This is a genomic window from Rhizobium sp. A37_96, from assembly GCF_053521765.1.
Map to the genome: position 1 here is coordinate 1 of NZ_JBNWDS010000023.1, position 25,403 is coordinate 25,403.

Here is a 25,403-nt window from a genome sequence, read left to right on the forward strand (position 1 = left end):
GTCCGGCATCAGGCCCTGGCCCTGGGTCGAGCGGATCGCCGTGCACAGGTTGGTCTTGCGCGACAGGCACGACGGGCATTCGCGGCATTCGGGCGTATAAAGCGGAATGACGTGATCGCCCTTCTTGACCGAGGTGACGCCCGGTCCGACATCGACGACGATGCCGGCGCCCTCATGGCCGAGGATGGCGGGGAAGAGACCTTCCGGATCGGCACCCGACAGCGTGAAATCGTCGGTGTGGCAGATGCCCGTCGCCTTCACCTCGATCAGCACTTCGCCGGCCTTCGGCCCCTCAAGCTGAACCGTCATCACCTCAAGCGGCTTGCCGGCCCGAACGGCAACTGCGGCGCGAACATCCATCTAAGTTTCCTTTCCATTGTTTTTGCAGTGTGCGCAAATATCGTCGCTTCAGGAGCCTATCCGCAGCTCCGGCAGCGCTTCCAAGGGGTCGGCGAGATGACCTTGCTGTTTTATGTTCAAAAGCTCGACACCCGACCCATCCGGCTTCGCTCGGATCTTCGCGTTGGGCTCAGCCACCAGCCGGACGGGGAGGAGAATTTTCATGGGATCTCCCCCATCGGCAATCGGTCGCTTCCGCCTAACGTCCTTCGTGCCGCATCAGGCGCCGCTCCAGTATGCGTACGAAGGTGATGAGCGTCAGATTGACAATGAGATAGATCGCGCCCGCGATCGCGAAGATCTCGAAGATCGCAAAGGTCTGGCTCATCAGGCGCTTTGCGTATCCGGTGATTTCGAGGACGGTGATTGTCGAAGCCAGGCTTGTGCCCTTGATAACCAGAACAAGCTCGTTTCCGTAGGCCGGCAGAGCCTGGCGAATTGCGAGCGGAAACTCGATCCGGCGGAACCGCAACCAGGCAGACATGCCGCCGGCCTTTGCAGCTTCCTTGAGGCCGGCGGGTATCGATATCAATCCGCCACGCAGGATTTCCGATGTATAGGCCGCAGTGTTGAGCGCGAGGCTCATGGCGGCGCAACGCGTCCCATCGCTGACAATCCACCATGCCAGGGCATTGTGCTTGATGAACGACAACTGTCCAAGGCCGTAGTAGAACAGGAACAATTGCACCAGCAACGGCGTCCCGCGGAACAACATGCTGTAATATTTCGCGGCACCCGCGACATATCGGTTCTCTGAAAGCCGCATCAAGGCGAGACCGAGGCCAAGATTGAAGCCGATCGCCACCGATACGACGGTGAGAGTAATGGTGACAAGAAGCCCCTTCGCCAGGACCGGGACAGCGAGCTCGATCAAATCAATGTCCATCGCCTTACTTCCTCGACCTGAGCCTGAGCGCACGCTCGACGGCATCGAAACCCGTTTGGCTCACCAGGGTGATGAGCATATAGACCACGGCAGCGATCAAGAAGAAGATCAGCGGCTGCCGGGTACTTCCCGCTCCGACGAAGGCAGCCCGCATGAGCTCCTGCAGTCCGACGACGGATACAAGAGCAGTATCCTTGATCGTCGTCTGCCAGACATTGTTCATGCCGGGGACCGCGATGCGAAGCATCTGTGGCAGGATTATCCTTCGAAAGATCCGGGTTCCGGGAATACCCAGAGCACGAGCCGCTTCGATGTGTCCTGCCGGAATGGATGCGAGCGCGCCTCGAACGACTTCTGTCGAATAGGCTCCTGATATCGTTGCGATCGCAATGACGGCAATGATGAAGGCATATCCGCTGTCGGCAATGCCCGCGTAGCCGAATGCGGTGGCAATCTCGGTCACGAACTCGACGGAAGAGAAGAAGAGCAGGTAAATGATAAGGAGCTCCGGCACTCCTCGCACGATTGAGGTGTAGACGTCGATCAGCAGCGTCAAGGGAAAGACGCGAGCCCATTTGACGATGCCGCAGGCAGTGCCGATGATTGCACCTGCGATCATACTCAGAGCGCCCACCGCGATCGTTGTCACGGCTCCGAGCATGATGGCTCTGAACCAACCATCCTGCCATATCTGGACGAGACCAATTTCCATCACATCCGCCTTGGGTGTTTGCATTCGCTGCCCGCAACCGGCCCGCATCGGGTCGCCGTGCACAGCATCTCATCGTCGCTGCGCATAGCCGCGCTGCTTCGACCGTAAACTCAACTGAGCAGGTAAACGCCCCGCGCGATGTTCGCGGGGCGCGCCAGGTCCTTAGTTGCAGGGCCGGGAAATATCGATCTTGAACCACTTCACGCTGGCTTTGCCGACCGAGCCGTCGGCCACGAGCTCACACAGCGCTTTGTCGATCTTTGCCTTGAGCGCCGTGTTTTCCTTGGCAATTCCAACACCGATACCCTCGCCCAGCGATGCGTCGAAGCTGCTCTGGATCTTGACATCGACGAACTGAAAGTCCTTGCCGTCTGGCTTGGCAAGAAAGTCCTGCAGCGCCGATGCGTCGGCAAACGCCGCATCGATACGTCCGGTCGCGAGATCGATCTGCATGTTGTCGAGTGTGTCGTAGGTTTTCAGGTTCACGGTTGGCAGCCGCTTTTCGATGAAGCGGGCGTGTGTCGTGCCGGTCTGGACGCCGACTGTCTTGCCGGCAAGGCCCCGCAAGAGAGGATCGATTTCCTTGAGGCCAGCCAGCTCCGACGTTTTCGGCACGACGAACATGTTGGCGAGCTCAGCGTAGCCGACGGAGAAGTTGATCTCCTTCTTTCGTTCCTCCGTGATCGACATTCCGGAGATAATGACATCGAACCGCTTCGCCTTGAGCGCCGGGATGAGGCCATCAAAGGCCTGAACGACGAAATGGCACTCCATGTTCAACTTCGTGCAGAGCAAATTGCCGACGTCGGCGTCAAATCCGGTGACGTTTCCTGCTGCGTCCGCCATGCTCCAGGGAGGGTAGGCGCCCTCGGTGCCGATGGACAGTTTACCCTCGGCTGCAAGGGCGGCGCTGCCGAAGCCGGCCAGCAAAGCTACCAGTGAGAAGACCTTCAGAATCATACGCGTATTCCCCTATTTTCGTTTTATGTTGGTTGCAGTTGTCTTGCGAAGCCGGAGCCTCGCGATTTCCCTCAGCATCTGGTTACAAAGTCCGGGAAAGGAACTGTCGCAGACGTTCCGACTTGGGATTTGTGAACAGTTCTGCGGGCGTACTCTCTTCCTCCACCTTTCCCTGGTGCAGAAAGAGAATCCTGTGGGATACCTCGCGCGCAAATTGCATTTCGTGCGTCACGAGGATCATCGTGTTGCCTTCTTCCGCAAGTTGCCGGATGACGCGAAGCACTTCCCCAACGAGTTCGGGATCGAGGGCCGAGGTCGGTTCATCGAGAAGAATGACCTTCGGTCGCATGGCCAATGTCCGGGCGATCGCGGCACGCTGCTGCTGCCCTCCGGACAACTGTCCGGGATACTGGGCATGCTTCTCCGAGAGGCCCACCTTTTTCAGCAGCTGGTGCGCGTGCTCGATCGCAGCCTTCCGGTCTTCACGCAGGACATGAACCGGCGCCTCGATGATGTTTTCCAGGACCGACATGTGCGGCCAGAGATTGAAATTCTGAAAAACCATGCCGACGCGGGCGCGGATGCGTTCGACCTGGCGCATGTCGGCGGGCGCGGAACGGCCGTCGCCCACGGACTTCATTCGTATTTCCTCGCCATCGACGATGATATGGCCGCCGCTCGGTTGCTCCAGCAGGTTGATGCAACGCAAGAAGGTGCTCTTTCCCGATCCCGAGGAACCGATCATCGATACGACTTCGCCTGGATGAGCGATCAGGCCGACGCCGCTCAGCACCTCATGCGTGCCGAAACTCTTGTGCAGGTCTCGAACCTCGACGGCGGGTCGCTCGTTCCTTTTCGCCGCTATGGTTACGGCGGGCGGCCATCCCGTATCCTGCGTCGCAACAGAAGCCTTTCGGCTCGGCGGCTGGGGGCTCAGCAAATTCAGTTCCTTCAAGGCGCGATCGAAGTATCGCAGGCTCGCCGTCAGACAGGTGCGCTGCCATTCGGGATCGTGGGGAATGAAAGCGAGCTTCAGCGTTTCCTTGATTTTTCGACCCTGAGCGGAATCGATCGAGCCATAGAGATGGAGCCAGTTGTCGGCGTGGACGGCGTCCATCACCACGGAACCTTCAAGGGTTCCGCACTCGACAACGAGAGTCATCACCCGCGCATCGGACAGCGCCTTGAGGACTGCTGCCGACAGATACCCTGTCGCCGTTGCCGCAATGCCGGTTCCGGTCGTAGCCTGCGCGCCTGTCTTGACGACGGAAAGCGCCGGTCCATACAGTTTCCTTCCCCAGTCGAGACCTGGATGTTCCCTCTCGGTTACGGAAAGAAGCGCGGGATAGCCGTAAGGGCCCGCGCCGGTGTGCAGATCGAATACGACGACGTCCGATGCCTGTTGCGCAAATGTGCGGAGAATTTCGTGCAGGGTGCGGTTGGACCAGACCGGGCCATCGCCGCCATAGAACATTCCATCGCGGAACTCGTACTGTCCCGCCTCGACGATAGCGGCAAGCCCGGCGTGCCCCCCGAGAGATTTACGAGCCGTCTCCAACAATTCGTCGGCGCGGTCACGCTCCGGCCCGATCCACTCGGGACAGACGAACGCTTCATGCACCTCCGCATATCGTGCGTTTCCGGGTGCCGTTTGCTCCCAGTCCAGAAAATTGCGGTTGAGATCGACATTGTCTTCGTTGACGCGACGGTTCCAGGCGGTGCCCCACGGATTGATCAGATGCACGAGAAGAACCGCGGTGTCCGCCGGCAACTGCCAGGGACAGTTTGCCGACAGCCATTCGGCCTGACAGCCGGAACCGAACTGCCCCTCCACTCCATGCGTACCGGAAATGATCACGAGCAATCTGGAGGCATTGCGGTCGCCGATATGTGCGACATCGGTATAGAGACGCTCACCGCCGGGACCGTGCAGCGGATGCTCATATTCAAATAGCGTCGCATCCGCCCGTCGCGCCGAGGCCAGGAACCTCTGGCGCAAGACGTTGTAGTCGACAGAAAAAAGCTCAGGCTGCCGTTCATGGCGCATGAGATGAAACTCCCGCTTCGCCAGTGGGCGACGGCCGTTCCGTCCCCCGCTGGAATTTGTTCCCAGGTTTTTTGATGTCCTCTGCGCCATCGCCCCGATGGCCGCAGAGGTGTCTTTATTTTGATCTGCTTAGCGCCACGGGGCGCACGGTTCATTCGGCGGCTTGAACGCGACTTGTATTCTCCGCCTCGATCAGCTGCGCCAGCTTGCGCCGGAAGCGGAGCGGCCCGACATCGATTTTAAGATCCAGATTTGGGGTCTGCTTGTTGGCCATTCCGCGGTGGACCGCCTCGAGTACGACGCGATCCTCCTCGAAGGCTCCGCGAACAGATGTTGCGAAACGCGCCGACACCTCGGCATCGTCGGGCGCGAAGTTGCGCAGCTGGAACCAGTAGTACTTGGTCCGGTTCTCATCGACCGGCGTCATGAAGTTGTAGCTGTCCATGAGGAATGTGCTGGACGGCGGCTCCCTGCCCTCGCCTCCGGTTCCCGATGGAGCGAAGATCGCCTTGATGATTGCGTTGCTCGGATAGCGAACCTCGTAGTGCTGCTTGCGATCCGTCTTGCCCTCGAACTGAAGGAAGGGCGCATAAAAGGGAGCAGGATCCGAATCGATCATCCAGCGCCAGACGGTGACCCCGTCGTCCTTGACGGTCGTCTCCAGTGGCGTCTCTTCGCATGCGGAGCTTGCGAACGAGCTCTGGTGGACCCAGGCGACGTGCGATGGATCGAGAAGATTGTCCGTCATGTACAGATAGTTGCAGTCGAGAACCATCGATTCCCCGCGATTGATACCCCAGGAGGGATCATCGAAGTGCTCGACGTGGAAAATCTCGGCCGGGTCGGCCTTTGCAGCGTCACCCATCCAGAGCCAGACCAGGCCGTATCGCTCCTCGGCGGGATAGGAACGAACGCATGCGACATGCGGTATGCGTTCGGCGCCCGGTACGCGCGTGCAGGTGCCGGAACAGTCGAAGGTGAGGCCGTGATAGCCACACTCCACGTCGTCACCCTTTATCCGGCCCATCGAAAGCGGCAGCTTGCGATGGGGGCATGCATCTTCAAGGGCCGCGAGTTTTCCATCCTGCCGGCGATAGAGGACGATGTTTTCGCCCAACATCGTGACGGGCGTAAGGTCTCGGCCGATATCGTGATCCCAAGCAGCGACATACCATGCGTTTCTCAGAAACATTGCATTCTCCTATCCCTTCAATAGGAGGAGTATTTTCGCTCCCACCCTTGCGTACAAGCTGGCCACCATTGCGTTCTTCTTTAGAAAAACTTAACAATGAGGCAAAGGAGATCCTGAGATGGCTACACCTCCACTGAACGCCCTCCAAGCGTTCGAAGCGGTCGGACGTTGCAGAACGATGAGCATGGCCGCACGGGAGCTTGGCGTCACGCCAAGTGCGGTAAGCCAGCAAGTTCGGAGGCTCGAGGACTGTCTTGGCGTCACCCTGCTGGAACGCATAGGACGACGTGTTGAGATGACCTCATGGGGAATGCTCCTGCATAAGGAGGTCACGAAGGGGTTCGCCCAGCTGGCCTATTCGGTGGATGTTCTGGAGAGGGCTCGAAGCCAGACCGGTATCGTTCTCACCGCCTTGAGTTCGGTCGTCAACAAGTGGATCGGTCGAAAGGTTTTCGAGTGGCAGGCGTTACACCCGGAAGCCAATGTGCGGATAATCGGCAAGGAGGATGAACCGCGCCTGGGCGATGGCCAGAGTGATTTCCGCATCACCTATGGAAGAAGAGCCGAGGTCCACACGCATTTCGCGGCGCTCTATACCGATTGGGTGGTGCCCGCGTGTTCTCCGCGGCTTGCGGAAACAAGAGAGCTTTCCTCGCCCGCCGACATGCTGAAGCTGCCGCTCTTGAACATAGAGTGGGAATCTCACTACAGCCGCCCGCCGCAATGGCATGAATGGGCGCAGCTTGTCAGCGGAACCCTCAGTGACAAGCTCGCTAGCCTTTACTTCGCCCTATCGAGCAGCGCCATCGATGCAGCGGTCAACGGCCGCGGTGCCGTGCTGGCGCAGGTATCGATGATTGAAGACGAGCTGCAGGCAGGGACGCTTGTCGTGCCCTTCGATATCCGCCTTCCCCTGTCCGAAAGCTACTATCTTGCCTGGGATCGCGCGGCGCTGGAAAAGCCTTACGGGAGAGAGTTTCACTCATGGATCATGTCCATAGCGCGAAAACAATCCGTGGCATCGGCACCGAAGCCCAACAACTGACGTTCATGACACAACGCCCGTCAGTCAATGGCATCGATCTGCCGACGCGATGCTTTCGCCATTTTCGCCGTCCGTTGCTTCAACCGGCTGGACAATCCTCGTCCAGCCGACCTGGCGGGCAGCTCGTTGTTTGTGCGGCCAGCCTTTCTTAACCGGTGATCATGGCGGCAGCCTTCTCGGCAATCATGATAACAGGCGAATTCGTGTTGCCCGAAACGATCGTTGGCATGACGGATGCGTCAACGACCCTCAACCCGCCCAGGCCATGCACGCGCAACCTGTCGTCGACGACCGCAAGGCCATCACGGCCCATTTTACATGTCCCGACCGGGTGGAATATTGTCGTTGCAATATCGCCTGCCCTTCGGACAAGTTCTTCTTCGCTCTGAAACTCGACGCCTGGCAGCATTTCCCTGGGTGCAAATCGCGATATTGCCTTCGTTTCCATCAGCTTGCGCGCATGGCGTATCGATCTCGCAGCGACGATGCGATCGCCATTCGTGGAGAGATAGTTCGGCCTTATCTCCGGCGCCGCCCAAGCGTTCGGGCCTGCCACATGAACCGTGCCCCGGCTTTCCGGGCGAAGATTGCATACCGAAACGGTGACGGCCGGGTAGCGGTGCAACGGTTCCCCGAGCCTGTCCGTGCTGAGCGGCTGAACATGGTATTCGAGATCGGCGGTCGCCAAGGCCGGATCGCTCCTGGCGAAAATCCCCAGCTGGCTCGGCGCCATAGAGAGGGGACCGGACCGGCGGATTGCATATTGAAGCCCCATGCCGGCGCGGGCAAAGAGGTTGTGGTAGAGCTGGTTCAGGGTCTTTGCGCCTTCGATGCGAAAAACCGTTCGAATCTGCAGGTGATCCTGCAGGTTCTCTCCAACGCCATTCAGGGAATGCACGACGTCGATGCCGGCGGCCTGAAGCACGCCAGGCCTGCCGATCCCGGAAACCTCCAATATCTTCGGCGAATTGATCGCTCCGGCGCAGAGGATGACTTCGCGGCGCGCGCGTGCCTCGTGAATGGCACCGTTCAATCGGAACTGGACACCATTGACGCTAAGGCCATCGAGCAGGAGCTTGCTTGTCTCCGCGTCGGTCAGGATCCGGAGATTGGGCCGCTTCATTGCCGGGCGCAAGAACGCCTTGGTGGTGTTCCAGCGCAATCCGCCGCGCTGATTGACTTCGAAATAGCCGGAGCCTTCATTGTCCCCCGTATTGAAATCATCCGTCTTCGGGACGCCCAGTTCCTCCGCAGCGTCGCGAAACGCATCGAGGACCGGCCAGGAGAGCCGCTGGCGCTCGACGCGCCATTCGCCGCCCGCGCCGTGCATCTCGGACTTTCCGCGATAATTGTCCTCGGACTTGAGGAAATACGGCAGCACGTCCTCCCAGCCCCATCCGGTATTGCCGGCCTGCTGCCATCCGTCGTAATCGGCCGCCTGCCCGCGCATGTAGATCATCCCGTTGATCGATGAGCAGCCGCCGAGCAGCTTGCCGCGCGGATAGGGAAGCGAACGGCCGTTCAAGCCGGCTTCCGACGCCGTCTTCATCATCCAGTCGGTCCGTGGATTGCCCATGCAGAACAGATATCCGATCGGAATGTGCACCCAGTGATACCGGTCGCTGCCGCCGGCCTCGAGAAGCAGGACACGGTTTGCCGGATTTGCGGAAAGACGATTGGCAAGAACGCATCCGGCCGATCCCGCCCCCACTATGATGAAATCGTAGGAGCCCGCATCGATGACTGCATTATCGGACGATCCTGTCACGCTGCCGCTCCCGCCGTACGTTCGACAGTTGACGAAAGGCGCCGCCAGATCGGCGCCAATGCCTCCGCAATGTCGCGATAGAGGCTATAGCGCCGCTCGTAGTGGCTCTCGAGAAGCCTGTTCGGAGCGTAGTTCCGCTCCATGCGCACCATGGACGCAGCACCCGCGGCGAAATCCGGGAAGACTCCCGCCCCGGTGCCGGCGGTGATTGCCGCTCCCAATGCGCCGGTTTCTCGCGATCGCGCGATCGACACCGGCAATCCCAGAACATCGGAAAATATCTGCGGCCAGATCAAACTGCGCGATCCGCCTCCTGAAAGCACCGCCTCGTCGAAAGCGGCTCCCGCGTTGCGCATGGTTTCGATATGCTGGCGGTGGCCGAAGGCGACGCCTTCGAGCACAGCCCTGACGAGGTGAGCCCTCGTATGCCAGCCGGCGACACCGTAGAAGCCGGCGCGGGCGTTGCCATTCTGCTGTGCGCCGTAAAGGAAGGGATGATAGAGCGGATCGTCGGCCGCCGGTTCGATGCCGGCGGCCAGCTCGCCGCAAAGATCAAACGGCGAGCGTCCGCCCGTCGAAACGTCGCCAAAGAACTCCCGAACGAGCCATTCGAGGTTTGCAGCCGAGGTAGCGCTCGACTCGATTGCCATATAGCGCTCGCGGTCGAAGGTGGAGGACATGAAGACCGGCCCGGCGAGTTGCGGCTTGTCGATGATAACCTGATTGATGCTCCACGTACCCGCAATGATCGAGGCGGCACCCGTTCGAGTGACGCCGGATCCGATGGCGGAGGCGACGACATCGAAGAGACCGCCGACAACCGCGGTCCCGGCCGCAAGCCCCGTCTGCCGGGCGGCTTCCTCGGTGAGGTATCCCGCAATATCGGAGCTTTCGATCAGCGGCGGCAAGAGCTGCATGCAGTCGCCGAGGCCGTAGGCCTCCATCAGGACTCGATCGTAGCGGCGATTGGCGACGTCGAGCAGTCCACAGCCGGTCATGTCGGACACCTCGCTGACGCGGGCGCCGGTGAGACGGTTGACGATGAAGTCCTTGCACAGGAAAACCGTACCGAGCCTGGAGAAGGTTTCCGGCCGGTGCCGTTTCAGCCAGGCAAGCAAGGTCGGCGTCTGCGATGGCCACGGCCTTTGCTGACCGATCGGGTAGGTTCGGTCGCCGACGCCTTGCTGCTGCCACTCCTCGACGAGGGCCGCCGCGCGCGTATCCAGCGATTGAATGCCGAGCAGCGGCTCGCCATTCCGGTCCAGTGCATAAAGGCCGTTTCCATGGCCGGCGCAACCCACTGCGATGATATCGCGAGGCGGGATCGCCGCCTGCTCGATGCAGGTGCGGATGACCTTGCGGGCATTCGTCCAGAGTTCGTCGAGCCCACGCTCGACGTGACCGGGGCATGGCATGCGACTATGCCCCTCCGCCGACGCGGCGGCGATTTCGTTGCCCTCCCAGTCAAAGATCACCGCCTTGATAACCGTGTTGCCGGCGTCGAGCCCCAGTAGATAGTCTGCCATGCGGAACCCCTCCCAAGGTTCTGGTCTTCACCCTCAGCCCCGCTGATAAAGCGCGAAAGCTTCCTCGCCGCCAGCATCGTCGTGAATGATTGCCATCAATCCGCGCACAACGGCGCTCGGATTGGCGTGCTGATAGATGTTGCGTCCATAGACCATGCCCACCGCGCCCTGCCGCATCAAGGCCGCCGATTTTTCAAAGACCACGCGAAGATCCTCCTTGCCGCCGCCGCGCACGAGAACCGGGCAGCGCGCCGCTTCCACGACCCGGTGGAAATCTTCGGCATGGGTGGTCGGATCGGCCTTGACGATATCCGCTCCCATCTCTCGGGCGAGCCGGGTCAGGGTGACGATCTTGTCCGCATCGCCGTCGACCATGTAGCCGCCGGCCTTGTCGAGTGCCTGCATCACAAGCGGCTCGATCATCAGCGGCATGCCGTATCTGTCGCAATCTGCCCGAACGCGGGCAATGTTCTGAACGCATTGCCGGAAGAGATCGGGTTCGTCCGGCAGCATGAAGAGATTGACGACGACGCAGGCGGCATCCATCTCGATGGCGCCGATCAGCGGCTCGGCCTCGTTCTGCAACACGGCCCACATGTGGCGGTGGCGCGTGCGGTTGTAGGGGTTGCCCATATCGACGCGCATCACCAGAGCCGGCTTGTTCTTGCCCGCAACATCCTGCAGCAGATCGGCCTGGCCGTAATTCATCTGGATCGCGTCGGGCGCCGCATCGACGAGGGCCCCGACGACGGCCTGCATGTCTTCGAGGCCGCTCAGAAAGGACGGCTCGTTGCAGACGCCATGATCGATCGCCACATCCAGGCAGCGGCCGGCGTCAAATAGCCGGTTCATCCGGACTTTGCTGTTGTTTCGCATTGCATGCTCCTTTGTTCGTTCCTTGCGGAAAGGGTGTTTTCGTCGACCCCGTGCCGGTCGCGCAGAAGGGTCAGAAAGCGGTGTCGCTCCGAAGAGCGTTGCGCCGGGGTCCAGGCCTTCTCGGTGGCGAGAAGATCGAGAACGGCATCCACCATCTGCAATGAGAGCTCGCCGGTAACGGCAAGCGTCGTGCGTCGAAGGAGCACATCGTCCAGCCGCTCGACCGCTTCATTGCGGATGAGAAAAAGCAGTTCACGCACCGAGTAGTCCGGATGCGGCATGTTCGTGTCTGGTCCGGCAGCGATGAAGCTGGCGATCGCCTCCGCCTCCGTGCCGTAACGGGCAAAGAGTGCTGCCATTCGCGTGGCCGGGATCCCTTTTTCAGCGGCCACCTTGGCGATCCAGACCGCACGATCGAGAGGGAATCGGCGGCCGCCGCCGATCGCCCGGTCGGCCGTGGAAAGCTTTCGCTCCTTGCCGAGCCGCTCGAGCGCGAGATCGGCGGCAAGTTCGCCGAACGAACGGAAGGTCGTCCATTTGCCGCCGATCATGCACAGCACTGCCGGCTTGCCGTCTCCGGCTTCAACGACGGTGCAAAAGTGGTCGCGCGGGATGCGGCCGGTAAAGCTGTCGGTGCTGGCCGGCAGAGGCCGCACACCCGAGAACTGGAAGCTGATGTCTTCCGGCCGGATCACGATCCCCGGCAAAACGAAAGAAAGCGATTGCAGGATGTAGTCTCGCTCGTCGACTTCACAGCGCACGGCTTCCGGGTTCTCGACGCGGATATCGGTCGAGCCGACAAGGACTTTCCCCAGATAGGGAAACAGGATGCAGATCCGGCCATCCTCGTTTTCGTAGTAGATCATGTGGCCGGCCAGCGCCGCATAAAGTTCCGCATTGTCGATGATGAGATGCGAGCCCTTGGTTCCGCCCATCAGGGATGCCGGCCGTGCCTCCGGCGAAAAAAGCGTGCTGTTGGTAATGTCGATCCACCCGCCCGTTGCGTTGATGATAAGCGTGGGTCTTATCGCTATCGAAGCGCCGCCGATCGTATCGCGGACGACGTATCGACCGGCGCGGTCGGCACTGATCTCGGCATAGTTCAGCGCTTGCGCCTGCGGTCCTGACGACAGACCGTCATCGAGCAATTCAATGCCGAGCCGCTCGGGATGGCTGACCCACGCGTCGTAATAGGTCGCCGAACTCCTGACGTCGGGATTGAGCGCCGGCCAGTTGGCGAGTGTCTTGCGCCGCCCGCGAAACTGGTGCTGCGGCATCATCGCCCGTCTGCGCGTCAGGAAATCGTAGATGCTGAGCCCGGCCTTGATCGCAATGGCGCCACGCCGGCTCGGCCGGCGCGTCAGCCCCAGGAAGCGGACGACACCGTTGCCGAGCCCGGAGACGATGTCGAAGACAGGAACGGTCGTCGGCAGGGGCGCGACGTAATGCGGAGCGTTGCGCAGCAGCCTGTCGCGCTCGGCCAGAGATTCCCGGACGAGCTTGAACTCGCCGTTTTCGAGATAGCGAAGCCCGCCATGCACCATGCGCGACAATGCCGCGCTCGCACCGGAGCAATAGTCATGCTTCTCGATGAGGAGGACGCTCACGCCCTGCAGCGCCAGCTCCCGGAAAACGCTGATGCCGTTGATGCCGCCGCCGATGACACACACGTCCACCTTCGGGCTCCGGCGAAGCCCGTCCAACGTCTCTTCACGATTCATGATGGTGATCCGTTACCTGTCCATATCAGTCAGTTTCGCTGAAATGGCTGCATCGATGGCTGATTGATCGTCCGCATCCATCCGGATGGTTCCAGCCCGGGCATTGTCGAGCGCCTGCGCCGCGTTACGAGCACCGCAAAGCGCGAAAGTGATGCCAGGTTGCGCAAGGGTCCAGGCTATGACGGTCTGTGCGATACTGGCCCCGTGTCTTTCGGCGACCGGCCGGATGGCCTCCGCAAAGGCCAACGTCTTCTCGCGGTTGGAAACGGAAAAGCGAGGATTGTCCCGCCGCTGGTCATCACCGGAAAAGACCCTGTCCGGACCGATGGCGCCGGATAGAAGGCCGAGCGCAAGGGAGGAATAGCTCAGCGTCGCGATGCCGTTTGCCCGGGTCAATGGCAGCAGGTCGGTTTCGATGTCCCGGTCGATCATGCTGAAGCGCTCCTGGATGGCATCCAGACCGCCGGCCGAAAGATAGTCCCGAAGTTCCAGAGCCCCCACGTTGCTGGCGCCGATTGCGCGGATCTTGCCGGAGGCCTTCAGGTCTTCCAGCGCCCGCATCGTCTCCTCGACCGGCGTTGTGGGATCCTGCCAATGGGTGATGTAGAGATCGATATAGTCCGTACCCAGACGTCGCAGGCTTTCCTCGATTTCGTGGAAGATCGCATCGCGGCCGAGATAGCGGTGAACCGGCCTGCCATCCTGGTCGAAGAAATGCCTGCCCTTGTCCGTATGCCACACGAGGCCGCATTTCGTGGCGATGACTGCCTTGTCGCGCCGGCCCGCAAGCGCCTTGCCGACGATCTCCTCCGACCGGCCAAGCCCATAGGCCGGCGCGGTGTCGATCAAGGTGACGCCGGCATCGAGCGAAGCCTGGATCGCGGCAACCGATTCCGCTTCGTCCGTACCGCCCCACATCCATCCGCCGATAGCCCAGGTGCCGAGGCCGACCGCCGAAGCGGTGACACCCGATCCGCCGATGTCCCGCATCAGTTGCCGCCCGCTCATATGCCGTGCTCCTTGCCGTTTGCCAGCGCGAGAACCCGAGCGCCCGTCGCCTCGTCGGTTACGAGCGTATCGAGGTGGTTGCCGCGCATGACGCTGAGGATCGGGCCGGCCTTGTTCGGCCCGCTTGCCACGCCGATCTTCGTCGGGATGGACGCGAACTCGGAAAGGGTCAGAGAGACCAGCGATCGGTTCAGGCTGTAGTCGCAGACGCTGCCCCGCTCATCGAGCAGATGGGCAAGCAGCTCGCATGAGGCGCCCGAGCGCTCGATCGCCGCGCGGTCGGTGCTGGAGGATGGATGCAGGTCGTAGTAGCTGGAGTCGTCGGAAAGGATCGAGCCGATGCCGACGATCGCGACCTTCGCCTCTCGCGCCCGTTTGAAGACGTCGGCGACGGAACGCATGTTGATGAGCATTCCGCGCTCGGCGGCACTGTCTGCAAAAAGCGGCGCATGGATCTGGAACGAACGTCCGCCCAATCGGTCGGCCATCATCGTCGAGACGTGGTTGACATCCGTGTAGTGCTTGCCCTGGACGCAGCCCGTCGCCGGAATGACCTCGACATCGAAGCGGCGTGGCGGCTGAAGGCCGGCAACCACTGCGCTGACGCCCTTGCCGCCCGTGATGCAGATGGTATCGCCATCGACAATTTCCTCGAGCAGCAGGCGGGCTGCCGCTTCGCCGACTGCCTGCAAGGCCGTCTGCGGATTGTCGGAAACGGTCGGCACCACCACCGCGCGGCTGATGCCGCCGAGCGCCAGCAATTGTTCTTCCATGTCCACGAGCGGCTCGACCGGTGACTTGATCTTGATCTCGACAAGCCCAAGCTGACGGCCGCGCTTGATCAGCCGGTTGACGGTCGCATGTGAAATTCCGAGCTGGTCGGCGATCTGCGCCTGGGTCAGCCCTTCCAGAAAATGCAGGACGAGGGCCTGATGCATCTGCCGGGCAATGACGATTTCTTCCCGAGGGACAGAGACGGTTTTCGGTTTTGCAATCGGCATGTCAGAGAGCCTTCCGCTTGTGCAGGAAATGATCGATGGAAACGGCGGCGAGCAGTATGCAGCCCTTGATCATGTCCTGCCAGTAGACGGAGACGTCGAGCAGGATCAGCGAGCTTGTCACCACCGACAGGAGGGCGATGCCGAGAATGGCGCCGAGGATCGTACCGGAGCCACCGCTCAGGGACGCACCGCCGATGACGGCCGCGGCAATGATGTTGAGTTCCATTCCGACGCCGAAGGTCGGCGTCGCCGCACCGAAGCGCGACATGTAGATGACACCGGCGACGCCCGACAGCGTTGCGCACAGGACGGTCACCCAGAACTTGACCTGATTGGTCTTGATCCCGGAATAGAGCGCCGCCTTCTCGTTGCTGCCGGTATAGAAGACCTTGCGGAAGGCCGTTGCGCGGCGCAGCAGGAAGTCGAAGACCGCAACGATCGCAACGAAGATCAGGATCACATAAGGGACGCCATAGAAGGTGCCCTGCCCGACTGCCTTGAATGACGGCGGCAGCGTGAACAGCGAAAGCGGCGTTCCCTTGGTGATGATCAGACACACGCCGCGCACGATGACCATCGCGGCCAGCGACGTGATGAAATGGTTCAGTCCGATCACCGTGACGAAAAAGCCCATGGCGCAGCCGATCAGCGCGCTGGCGAGAATGCCGACGAGCGAGGCGCTCCATGGATCCATTCCCATCAGAAAAAGCGAGCCGGACAGGACCATCGAAAAGCAGACCACGGACCCGACCGAGAGATCGATACCGCCGACGATAAGAAGGATGGTCATTCCGACGACGACGATGCCTTCCACGGAAAACGACATCAGCATGGCCCTGAAATTGCCAAGCGTCAAAAAATGCGGAGAAGCAGAGCTCATAAGGACGCAGAGAGCAAGAATGATCGCAATCAACCCTGCTTCCCGCATCGTCGCGAGCCGTCTCCACGAGGAAGGACGCTCCCTCGTCACCGCCAATGCGTGATCTGTCATTGCCAGGTCTCCCGTCCCTGTTTTCTCTTCAGATGGCATGTTGCGATGCCTTCAATGGATTGTGTTTCTGCGCGGCAATGCCGGATGCGAGCCGCATGATCGCTTCTTCCGTCATCGCCGCGTCTTCGAGTTCGCCAGCCACCGTACCCTCGCGAATGACGATGGCCCGGTCACAAAGGCCGAGAAGTTCCGGCAGTTCCGACGTGATGACGAGGATGCCGATGCCGGAACGCGCGAGGTCCCGCAGCAGGCGATGGATTTCGGATTTCGCCCCGACGTCGATGCCACGCGTCGGCTCGTCCATGAGAATGACCTTCGGATTGACCGCCAGCTGCTTGGCGATGGCAACCTTCTGCTGATTGCCTCCCGACAGCGATGAGACCGGCATGTCGATGCCTCCCATGCGGATGCCGAGACGTCGCGCGAGGTTTTGTGCCCGCTCTGCCTCGATTTTGGTGTTCAGCAGCCCCAGCCGTCCGGTCAACGCTTTCAGATCGAGAGCGGTAATGTTCTGCGCGATCGACAGATCGAGAAAAACCCCGGACCCCTTGCGATCCTCGGAGAGGTACACGACGCCTGCCCGCACCGCATCCGCATAGGAGCCGACCTTAAGCGGGCTGCCCGCGAGAGTAACCTCGCCTTGCGTCGTCTGGCGCAGTCCGCAGATACCCTCTGCGATTTCGGTCCGGCCGGAGCCGATCAGGCCGCCGATGCCGAGGATTTCGCCCCTGCGCAATTCGAAGCTGACGTTGCGAAACCGCCTGCCGTCACCCAGGTTGCGGAGCGTAAGGATGGCCTCGTCGGTGCGCTCGACCACGGACTGCTTTTCCGGATAGAGCTGGGTGATCTCGCGGCCAACCATGCTGCGCACCACGTCCTCCGCCGTTATATCGGATATCCTCTCGGTCGAGACATAGCGTCCGTCGCGGAAGACGGTGACGCGATCGCAGAGGCTGAAGATCTCTGCCATGCGATGGCTGATGTAGATGATCGATATGCCATGCGCCTTCAGATCCCTGATGATGCCGAAGAGGACCTGCGCTTCCGCTTCCGTCAGCGCGGCGGTCGGCTCGTCGAAGATGAGGACGCGGCAGTCGAGCGTCAGCGCCTTGGCGATCTCGACCAGCTGCTGGCTTGAAATCGGCAGCTCGCCGAGCTTCTGGCGGACATCGATGGGAGCAAGGCGGTTCATCACCGCCTGCGCCTCCCGCTCCAGCCTGCCGAAATTCATGAAAGGCAGGCGCCGCCGGTTCGTGGCCGCCATGAACATGTTCTCGGCAACCGTGGCATCCGGGCAAAGAGCGATTTCCTGGTGGACGAGGCCGATTCCCAATGCCTGGGCAGAGGCCGGAGACCCAATCTCCACGGGGACGCCGTCCACAAGGATTTCCCCTTCGTTCGGCTGCAGCACGCCGGCGATGATATTCATGAGCGTCGACTTGCCCGCGCCGTTCTCGCCGCAGAGCGCATGCACTTCACCCTTCTCGAGGCTGAAGGTCACATCCGTCAGCGCCTTGATCGCGCCGAAGCGTTTGCTGACATTGCGTATCTCCAACACCGGCACCGGCATCATTGCCCCTCCCCCTGCATGGTTTGCGTCGGCCGTCCGGGATTTCCCGATCCCGGACAGCCATTTTGCGGAGCTTATTCCTCGATACCCTTCGTACCGCGACGCTTCAGATACTTGTCCCAGTAGAAATCGTCTGCATTGGCGGCCGTGACGATGGACAAGCCGTTGTCGACGAAGGGTATGCTCATCGGATTGAAACCGGAGCGCTTGGCGTCGTTCATCGGGTCGATCAGTTCCGGATGCTTGGCAAACCACAGCATCATGAAGCCCATATAGCCCTGCATGCCCTGATTCGGATTGATCGAACCGAACACTTCGCCGGCCTTGATCATGTCGAGGATGTTGGCATTGACGTCAGCGCACATGACGAGAATCTTGCCGCCGCTTTCCTTGTTGGCCTGCGCTGCGCCGATCGCCGAATTCGCCTCCGGCATGAACACGGCGTTGAGGTTCGGATGTGCCTGCACCAGGCTCATGAGACCTTGATAGGCCTTGTTCGGATCCTGGTTCGACGCTGCTCGCCCGACAAGCTTCATGCCGGGATATTTTTCCTCCATGCGGGCGATGAAGGCCGCGATGCGCTTGTCGTGGTTGTCCTGTCCCGGATTTTCCAGAACCGCGTACTCGCCCTTGCCGCCGAGCTTTTCGGCGATCGCATCGGCGGCATAGGTGCCTTCGCGCGTGTTGTCCGAAGTGATGAAGGATATGCGCTTGGAGAGCGGCGAGTCGGCGGCAAACGTGACGACTGCCGTGCCCTGATCGATCGCCCGGTTGATGGGCTCGATGAATGGATCCGAATTCATCGGATGAACGAGAATGCCGGCCGGGTTCTGGGCCAGCGCCTGGTCGAAGGTCGCGATCTGCTTGTTGACGTCATATTCCGGCGTGCCGGTATAGGCGGTCTCGCAGCCGAGCTGCCGACCTGCCTGCTTGAACATTTCGTAGACCGGGAACCAGTATTCGACGCCCGAAACCATCACGTTCATCACGTATTTTTCGCCGGGCTTGCAGCGAAATGGATTTTCCGTCTCAGCTGCCGAAACAGCCGTGCTCAAAGTGGCGGCGGCCAAAACGGCCAACGCGGTCGTGCCTAGAAAATTGCGCAAAGTTCCTCCTCGAGGCCGAAGCCCCTCCCCAAAAGCCGATGGCGCAGCTTGCGCCCTGTTCGTGAAACCGGATTTCCTCCTCGAACCCCGGTGATGGCAGTTAGCGCAACAAAAAGCGTCAAGTCAATATAATTCATGATATGAAATATATTTCATTCAACCGGGCTCGCGGGGGGGCTGAGCCGCAACGCGATCACCATCTCCGCTCGCGCTTCAGCGCCGGCCAGAAATCATCCAAGGCTTATAAGGGTGGGGTGCGCTACCTGAATCAGTGCGCGAATATGTGGTGTTCGTGACCTCGACCGGTTATCCCGGTCGAGCGGCATCGGATCCTGCCAAGTCTCGCGATAAAAACTTCCATCTTACAGGTGAAGGCCGCAAGAGCTATCTTCGCAAGTGACCGCATATCAAATGGAGAGTGCCATGGAATTGCATGAACGCCGGAAGAGCTACGAGCGTAAGATTGTCGAACACCGCGAATATCTTCGGTCGATGGAAGAAAAGGCCATCCGGCATTTTCGCCAGGAAGGCGACGGACCGCTCGCGGAAGTGACTGAAGAGATCAAGGCGGAATATCATCGCCACATTGCCACCTATGCGGCTCTTATCGCGGAAATCGACGCGATTTTGGGAGTTTGAGGCGGTTCGCAAGCAATCCACCCTGCGCCGTTTGTCCTTTGGGCGGGGCGCAAACCTTCATACGACCGCTTCGCCATGTCATGGTAAAACCTGCCATGCGGGGCATGACAAAAATAATCGGTTATTTGATATGCCTCAACAGGAGTTGATGGGGCGCTGATAAGTAATGGAACCGGCCGCCTGCTTCTGCAACCGAACTCTTTTCTGTTGCCGATCGGCGGTCCGGCTTCGGGGCTGCGACCCGACAAGAATTACCGCCATCTACATGGAGTATCGTCATGCGTGTTGCCGAAATCATGACCTCACCGGTTGTGGGCATCGAACCTTCCGCTTCAGTCACCGACGCCGCCAAGCTGATGCTGGGCAGCCACTTTAGCGGTCTGCCAGTCGTCACCAGCGATAAGCGTCTTGTCGGCGTGGTGACCGAGGGTGACTTCTTGCGACGCGGAGAGCTCGGCACCACGCAAAAGCGACCGCGATGGCTGGAAATTATCGTCGGCTCCGGCAAGAAGGCCGAAGAATATGTCCAGACGCATGGTCGCAAGGTCGAGGAAGTGATGTCGCCCGAGCCGGTGACGATCTCCTCGGAAGCCTCGCTTGAGGAACTGGTGGAGCTGATGACGGCGCGCAAGATCAAGCGCGTCCTCGTGGTCCATGAAGGCAAGCTTGTCGGCATCGTCGCTCGCTCCGATCTCATGCGAGCGATGTTGCGCGCCCTCCCCGCTTCGGCATCGGTGGCGAATGACGACGAACGCATTCGACAGGCGATTGTCGACGAGCTCGCTAAGCAGGATTGGTCTGGGACGATCCGCGTCAAGGTCGCTCATGGCATCGCCGAGCTTTCCGGCGCGATCTTCGACGAGCGTGCGCGGCAAGCCGCCCGCGTTGCGGCCGAAAACGTCGAGGGCGTCAAGGGCGTGACCGATCAGCTCGCCTGGATCGAGCCGCTATCCGGCATGTACATCCTGCCCGAAACCAAAGGACAAGCATAACGCTTCGCCATCCGGGACTGCGGCTGCCCGAAGACGGGCGCCGACAGACCTCCCGACGTCGAGCGCGGGAGGTGCCGCATGAGTTCAGACACGACTGTTCAGAATCCGTTGTCGCCCGGAGCCGGCAGCGATGTACTGCCAGCCGGCCTTTCGCAGGACGAAGCCGCGCGCCGGCTTTCGCAAGTCGGCGCGAATGAGGTGGCCTCCGAAGAGGAACATCCGCTTCGCCGGATGCTGCTCCATTTCTGGTCACCGGTGCCCTGGATGCTGGAGATCACCGTCGTCCTGCAGCTGGCGGCCGGCGAGCGGCTCGAAGCCGCCATGGTGGCTCTGCTGCTGCTCATCAATGTCGGTTTGGGTATCCTTCAGGAGGGCCGTGCCAGCGCCACGCTTTCCCTCCTGCGCCAACGCCTGGCACCGAAAGCCCGCTTGAGGCGTGACGGCGTATGGAGCGATGCGCCGGCCTCAGTCCTGGTACCCGGGGACGTCGTGCAGCTTTCGCTCGGCTGCATCGTGCCTGCTGATATCCGCATCCTGTCCGGATCGGTGCTTCTCGACCAGTCGATGCTGACGGGTGAATCCGTCGCCGTCGAACAGCAGAGCGGCGCCATCGCCTATGCCGGCGCCCTGGTCCGGCGCGGCGAGGCAATCGCCGAGGTGACCGCGACAGGTTCCGGGACGTATTTCGGAAGAACGGCCGAACTGGTGCGGTCAGCGGATGTCGAAAGCACGGAACAGAAGGCCGTGCTTGGCGTCGTCAAGGCGCTGACCGCCGTCAATATGGCGATCGTCGTCGCCATGGTTGCCTATGCCCATACCATCGGTATGACAGTCGCGCAGATCGTGCCGCTCGTATTGGCCGCCCTTCTCTCCGCGGTGCCCGTGGCCATGCCGGCCGTCTTCACATTGGCTGCGACGGTAGGCGCGCGCAAGCTGGCCCAGGAAGGCGTGCTTCTCGCAAGGCTGTCGGCCCTGCAGGAAGCGGCGATGATCGACGTCCTGTGCGTCGACAAGACCGGGACGCTGACGGAAAACAGCCTGGGCGTCGGCCGCGTCATCCCGTTGTTCGAAGATATGAGCGCGGCCTTCGTTCTCGCCCGAGCCGCCGCGGCGAGTTCGGCGGATGGCCAGGATCCCGTCGATGCCGCGGTGCGCTCGGCTGCGTCCTCATCCGGGGAGACCTCGCTGAACGTTCTGCGCTTCACCCCCTTCGATCCCGCCGCAAAGATGGCCGAGGCCGTCGTCGCCGCGCCGGACGGCAGCGAAATCCGCATTGCCAAGGGTTCGCCGATCGCGATCTCCGCGCTTGCGCCTTTGAAGCCTGAAGCCGAGACAGCTATCGCCTCGCTCAGCGGCGAAGGTTATCGCGTCCTTGCCGTCGCGGCAGGCGCGCCTGGCCAGATGGCCTTGATCGGATTGATCGGTCTCAGTGACCCGCCGCGCGCCGACTCCAGGCCGTTGCTTGGCGAGCTAAAGGCACTCGGCATTGTACCTGTCATGATCACAGGCGATACGGCCCAGACTGCCGCCATCGTCGCCGGCGCCATCGGATTGGACGGAGCGGTCTGCCCACCAGGCCAGATCCCGAAGCAGGCTGCGCCTCAAGACTACGCGGTCTATGCCGGGGTCTTTCCTGAGGACAAGTTCAAGCTGGTGCGCGCCTTCCAGAACGAAGGCCATGCCGTCGGCATGTGCGGCGATGGCGCCAACGACGCCCCGGCGCTGCGGCAGGCGCAGATGGGCATTGCCGTCTCGACCGCGACCGACATTGCGAAGTCGGCGGCCGGGCTCGTTCTCACCGAACCCGGCCTTCGCGGCATTCTCGCCTGCATCGCCGAAGGTCGTTCGGCCTTTCGTCGCGTGCTCACCTTCACATTGAGCACGATGGTCAACAAGGCGGTGACCCTGATCGTCATGGGAGGCGGGCTGGTCATGACTGGCCACGCGGTGATGACGCCGCTGCTGCAGGTGCTGTGGATGCTGACGAGCGACATTGCGATGATGTCGCGCGCCGGCGACCGTGCCAAGCCCACACCCTATCCCAACGCCTGGCGCATCCGTGAGCTGACCCTGGCCGCCCTGCCGCTGGGTGCCGTAAAGCTCACCTACGCGATGGCGGTCCTCGCGATTGGCTGGTTCTGGCTGAAATTCGACGCCGAGACGATGCGTACCCTTACCTTCCTCACCCTCGTTCTGGCCGGCCAGGCCACGAGCCTGGTCCTGCGCGAGCGCGATCACGTCTGGCGCTCAAGGCCCGCCGCGATCCTGATCGCTGCGATGATGGCGGCGGCGATCGTCGCCACGAGCTTTGCCTGGTTAGGCTGGCTCATGGCGCCGCTGCCTGGATGGCTGGTAGTTTCTCTTTATTGCACAAGCGCCGCATTCGGCTTGGTCCTGGATGCCGTGAAGGTCGCCATGCTGAAGCGGCTGCCGGTGGACCGACGGCCCTAACCTTGATCTCTCAACGTCTGCCGAAAGCGTCGAACATGCCGCCCTGCGAACCAAAACCCTGATCGCAGATCGGGGTTGCGACGCAAGTTCTTCGGAAGGCTCCGGCCGCCAAAGGCATCGCCCCCATATTCATCGAGCCGAAGTTGGAAGAAATAGCCTTAGGGAGCTCCGTGACACTCAGCGACAAACAAAAACAGGACGCGCGCGACGACCTCGCGACAGGAACGAACATGTCGGACATCGCCAAGGCCGGCGGGGAGCCTCCCCGCGATCTTCATTGATTTGTGATGCCCCATGGGCTCTCGCTTACGACCTTCGCCAGCCACAAGCGAAAGGAAACGAGTGGCGGGTAATTGACACGGGACTTTGGCCACGCGAGCCAGTAGGTGCCCGAACCGGCGACCGAAGGGTTCAATAAAGGAACAAGCCGCCCTTCCTGGATTTCGTCCTTCGCCAGATAGTCGGGAAGAAGCGCCACGCCCAGTCCCGCGATGGCGGCCTGCGTCATGGTTGCGAACTGATCGAAGAGCATCCCGGTGGCATTGCGATGCTTGATCCCCTGCGCTTCGAACCATATCGCCCACGCGTCCGTGCGGGTCTCCAGCTGAAGAAGCGGAAACTCCAGCACCTCGTCGACCGATCTGTCTCCCAGCAGTGCCGGTGAGATACACGCCGTCAGGCGTTCGTCGAAGAGCTTGAGGTGATCGGCATCATGCCAATCCGCAGCGCCAAAATGTATTGCCGCGTCAAACCCCTCGGCAGAGAAATTGAACCGCTTCAGGCGGGTCGCCAGATTGACGTTGATCCCCGGGTGATCCTTGAGAAAGCCGCCCAGCCGCGGGGCCAGCCACCGGGTGCCGAAGGCGGGCAGGATCGCAAGCGTCAGCGTGCCGCCGCCTGGATTGGCGGAAAACTCCATGCTTCCCCGTTGGATGAGGTCGAGCGCGCGGGTGATGTCGCGACCGTAGGCCTGTGCTGCCTCGGTCGGCACGAGACGCTGCTTGTACCTCTCGAAAAGCGTCCGGCCCAGCTGCTGTTCCAGCGTCTGGATCAGGCGGCTGACCGTGCTCTGCGTCAGGTTCAGCTCGCGCGCCGCCGCCGCAGCGGAGCCGTTCCGCAACACGGCCTCGAAAGCCGAAAGATGGCTGATATGGGGGAGAAACCGTCTCTGGCGCATCCGTATCCTATGCATGGCATGCATCAACTGATGTGGAAATATAGCTTTCACGGACCTAAAGCAATCGCTATACGCATCAATTCGAATGGAACAGATATCTTTGTCGTGAGGGTCGCTTGCCAAATATCGCCAACACAGCTTCCAGAGCCTCGTCCAGCGCATTCGTCTGGAACGATCCCTTCCTGCTTGACGATCAACTCGTCGATGAAGAGCGCATGATCCGCGAAACGGCCGCCGCCTTCGCGCAATCTGAACTGGCTCCGCGCGTCCAGGAAGCCTATCTCGGAGAAACGACCGAGCCGGAACTGTTCAAATTGATGGGCCAGACGGGCCTGCTGGGCATCACATTGCCGGAGAAGTACGGCGCCGCCAATGCCTCCTACATCGCCTACGGCCTCGTCGCCCGCGAGATCGAGCGCGTCGATAGCGGCTACCGCTCGATGATGAGCGTCCAGTCCTCGCTGGTCATTTACCCGATCTACGCTTACGGCTCCGACGAGCAGAAGGAACGGTATCTGCCCGGCCTCGTCTCGGGCGAGCTGATCGGCTGTTTCGGCCTGACCGAGCCGGATGCCGGTTCCGATCCGGGCGGCATGAAGACGCGTGCCGAAAAGATCGCGGGCGGCTACCGCCTGCGTGGTTCCAAGATGTGGATTTCCAACGCGCCGATCGCGGACGTCTTCGTCGTCTGGGCGAAGTCGGAAGCCCATGACAACGAGATCCGCGGCTTCGTACTCGAAAAGGGTATGAAGGGTCTCTCGGCGCCGAAGATCGGTGGCAAGCTGTCGCTGCGCGCCTCCATCACCGGCGAGATCGTGCTAGACGGCGTCGAAGTCGGCGAAGACGCGATCCTGCCCAATGTTTCCGGCCTGAAGGGTCCCTTCGGTTGCCTCAACCGCGCCCGCTACGGCATTTCCTGGGGCGTGATGGGAGCCGCCGAAGATTGCTGGTTCCGTGCCCGTCAGTACGGGCTCGACCGCAAGCAGTTCGGCAAGCCGCTCGCCGGCATGCAGCTCTACCAGAAGAAGCTTGCCGACATGCAGACCGAAATCGCACTCGGCTTGCAGGGCTCGCTCCGCGTCGGCCAATTGATGGATCGGCACAGGATGGCGCCTGAAATGATCTCCATCGTCAAGCGCAACAATTGCGGCAAGGCGCTGGATATCGCCCGCCAGGCTCGCGACATGCATGGCGGCAACGGCATCCAGATCGAGTTTCACGTCATGCGCCATGCGCAGAACCTGGAAACGGTCAACACCTACGAGGGCACGAGCGACGTCCACGCCCTCATCCTCGGCCGTGCCCAGACCGGTGTTCAGGCATTCTTTTGAGGGCT

The 25,403-nt window shown here is 61.2% G+C and carries 22 protein-coding genes; 5 read left to right on the forward strand and 17 right to left on the reverse strand.

The window, feature by feature from the left end; translation table 11 throughout:
* The 7 genes from ACQZ6J_RS31125 to ACQZ6J_RS31155 all read right to left on the reverse strand — a co-directional run.
* On the reverse strand, window positions 1–360 hold a 360-nt coding region (locus ACQZ6J_RS31125), incomplete at its 3' end, for an alcohol dehydrogenase catalytic domain-containing protein (RefSeq protein WP_449086854.1).
* A 48-nt stretch (window positions 361–408) separates the two neighbouring features.
* A complete protein-coding gene (locus ACQZ6J_RS31130) occupies window positions 409–564 on the reverse strand; it encodes a hypothetical protein (RefSeq protein ID WP_449086855.1) in 156 nt (51 codons plus the stop codon).
* Between the two features lie 34 nt (window positions 565–598).
* Window positions 599–1,285, reverse strand: a complete 687-nt coding sequence (locus ACQZ6J_RS31135) for an ABC transporter permease (protein WP_163994499.1) — start codon at window positions 1,283–1,285, stop codon at window positions 599–601.
* A gap of 4 nt (window positions 1,286–1,289) precedes the next feature.
* Window positions 1,290–1,997 carry an ABC transporter permease gene (locus ACQZ6J_RS31140; RefSeq protein ID WP_449086856.1) on the reverse strand — a complete coding sequence of 236 codons (708 nt, stop codon included), beginning with the start codon at window positions 1,995–1,997 and terminating at the stop codon, window positions 1,290–1,292.
* Between the two features lie 162 nt (window positions 1,998–2,159).
* The gene (locus ACQZ6J_RS31145) at window positions 2,160–2,957 is read right to left on the reverse strand and encodes a transporter substrate-binding domain-containing protein (protein ID WP_163994502.1); all 798 of its coding nucleotides are present in this window, start codon (window positions 2,955–2,957) and stop codon (window positions 2,160–2,162) included.
* A gap of 82 nt (window positions 2,958–3,039) precedes the next feature.
* Window positions 3,040–5,004, reverse strand: a complete 1,965-nt coding sequence (locus ACQZ6J_RS31150; protein WP_449086857.1) for a DUF2817 domain-containing protein — start codon at window positions 5,002–5,004, stop codon at window positions 3,040–3,042.
* Between the two features lie 151 nt (window positions 5,005–5,155).
* Window positions 5,156–6,196 carry an aromatic ring-hydroxylating dioxygenase subunit alpha gene (locus ACQZ6J_RS31155; protein WP_449086858.1) on the reverse strand — a complete coding sequence of 347 codons (1,041 nt, stop codon included), beginning with the start codon at window positions 6,194–6,196 and terminating at the stop codon, window positions 5,156–5,158.
* Window positions 6,197–6,314: 118 nt separating this feature from the next.
* Between ACQZ6J_RS31155 and ACQZ6J_RS31160 the strand changes: the two genes are divergently transcribed.
* Complete coding sequence (locus ACQZ6J_RS31160) at window positions 6,315–7,241, forward strand: LysR family transcriptional regulator (protein ID WP_449086859.1); 927 nt, start codon at window positions 6,315–6,317, stop codon at window positions 7,239–7,241.
* A 148-nt stretch (window positions 7,242–7,389) separates the two neighbouring features.
* Here the strand turns inward: ACQZ6J_RS31160 and ACQZ6J_RS31165 are convergent, their stop codons facing one another.
* From ACQZ6J_RS31165 to ACQZ6J_RS31205, 9 genes are all read right to left on the reverse strand, one after another.
* On the reverse strand, window positions 7,390–9,009 hold the full coding sequence (locus ACQZ6J_RS31165) for a GMC family oxidoreductase (RefSeq protein WP_449086860.1): 1,620 nt from the start codon (window positions 9,007–9,009) through the stop codon (window positions 7,390–7,392).
* Entirely contained in the window at window positions 9,006–10,535 is a 1,530-nt protein-coding gene (locus ACQZ6J_RS31170; protein WP_449086861.1) for an FGGY-family carbohydrate kinase, read from the reverse strand. Before ACQZ6J_RS31170 ends, ACQZ6J_RS31165 begins: the two co-directional genes overlap by 4 nt.
* 33 nt (window positions 10,536–10,568) lie before the next feature.
* Window positions 10,569–11,411 carry a class I fructose-bisphosphate aldolase gene (locus ACQZ6J_RS31175; protein WP_449086862.1) on the reverse strand — a complete coding sequence of 281 codons (843 nt, stop codon included), beginning with the start codon at window positions 11,409–11,411 and terminating at the stop codon, window positions 10,569–10,571.
* A complete protein-coding gene (locus tag ACQZ6J_RS31180) occupies window positions 11,384–13,132 on the reverse strand; it encodes an FAD-dependent oxidoreductase (protein WP_449086863.1) in 1,749 nt (582 codons plus the stop codon). Before ACQZ6J_RS31180 ends, ACQZ6J_RS31175 begins: the two co-directional genes overlap by 28 nt.
* 12 nt (window positions 13,133–13,144) lie before the next feature.
* Entirely contained in the window at window positions 13,145–14,140 is a 996-nt protein-coding gene (locus tag ACQZ6J_RS31185; protein WP_449086864.1) for an aldo/keto reductase, read from the reverse strand.
* Window positions 14,137–15,141 carry a sugar-binding transcriptional regulator gene (locus tag ACQZ6J_RS31190; RefSeq protein ID WP_449086865.1) on the reverse strand — a complete coding sequence of 335 codons (1,005 nt, stop codon included), beginning with the start codon at window positions 15,139–15,141 and terminating at the stop codon, window positions 14,137–14,139. The genes ACQZ6J_RS31185 and ACQZ6J_RS31190 overlap by 4 nt, the downstream gene beginning before the upstream one ends.
* A 1-nt stretch (window position 15,142) precedes the next feature.
* Window positions 15,143–16,132, reverse strand: coding sequence for an ABC transporter permease (locus ACQZ6J_RS31195; protein WP_449086866.1), 990 nt, complete (start codon window positions 16,130–16,132; stop codon window positions 15,143–15,145).
* A 28-nt stretch (window positions 16,133–16,160) separates the two neighbouring features.
* Complete coding sequence (locus ACQZ6J_RS31200; protein ID WP_449086867.1) at window positions 16,161–17,705, reverse strand: sugar ABC transporter ATP-binding protein; 1,545 nt, start codon at window positions 17,703–17,705, stop codon at window positions 16,161–16,163.
* Window positions 17,706–17,776: 71 nt separating this feature from the next.
* A complete protein-coding gene (locus tag ACQZ6J_RS31205; RefSeq protein ID WP_449086868.1) occupies window positions 17,777–18,808 on the reverse strand; it encodes a substrate-binding domain-containing protein in 1,032 nt (343 codons plus the stop codon).
* A 423-nt stretch (window positions 18,809–19,231) separates the two neighbouring features.
* Between ACQZ6J_RS31205 and ACQZ6J_RS31210 the strand changes: the two genes are divergently transcribed.
* The 3 genes from ACQZ6J_RS31210 to ACQZ6J_RS31220 all read left to right on the forward strand — a co-directional run bounded on the left by ACQZ6J_RS31210 (window position 19,232) and on the right by ACQZ6J_RS31220 (window position 22,890).
* Window positions 19,232–19,447, forward strand: a complete 216-nt coding sequence (locus tag ACQZ6J_RS31210; protein ID WP_163994529.1) for a hypothetical protein — start codon at window positions 19,232–19,234, stop codon at window positions 19,445–19,447.
* Window positions 19,448–19,725: 278 nt separating this feature from the next.
* Window positions 19,726–20,439: a CBS domain-containing protein gene (locus ACQZ6J_RS31215; protein ID WP_163994531.1), complete on the forward strand. Its 714-nt coding sequence runs from the start codon at window positions 19,726–19,728 to the stop codon at window positions 20,437–20,439.
* A gap of 78 nt (window positions 20,440–20,517) precedes the next feature.
* Window positions 20,518–22,890 (forward strand): HAD-IC family P-type ATPase, encoded by a 2,373-nt coding sequence (locus ACQZ6J_RS31220; protein WP_449086869.1) that lies wholly within the window; start codon window positions 20,518–20,520, stop codon window positions 22,888–22,890.
* 274 nt (window positions 22,891–23,164) lie between these two features.
* On the opposite strand, the gene ACQZ6J_RS31225 is transcribed toward ACQZ6J_RS31220, so the two are convergent.
* Window positions 23,165–24,067 carry a LysR family transcriptional regulator gene (locus ACQZ6J_RS31225; RefSeq protein ID WP_449086870.1) on the reverse strand — a complete coding sequence of 301 codons (903 nt, stop codon included), beginning with the start codon at window positions 24,065–24,067 and terminating at the stop codon, window positions 23,165–23,167.
* A gap of 215 nt (window positions 24,068–24,282) precedes the next feature.
* On the opposite strand from ACQZ6J_RS31225, the gene ACQZ6J_RS31230 reads away from it, so the two are divergent.
* Window positions 24,283–25,398 (forward strand): acyl-CoA dehydrogenase, encoded by a 1,116-nt coding sequence (locus tag ACQZ6J_RS31230; protein WP_449086890.1) that lies wholly within the window; start codon window positions 24,283–24,285, stop codon window positions 25,396–25,398.
* Window positions 25,399–25,403: the final 5 nt, after the last annotated feature.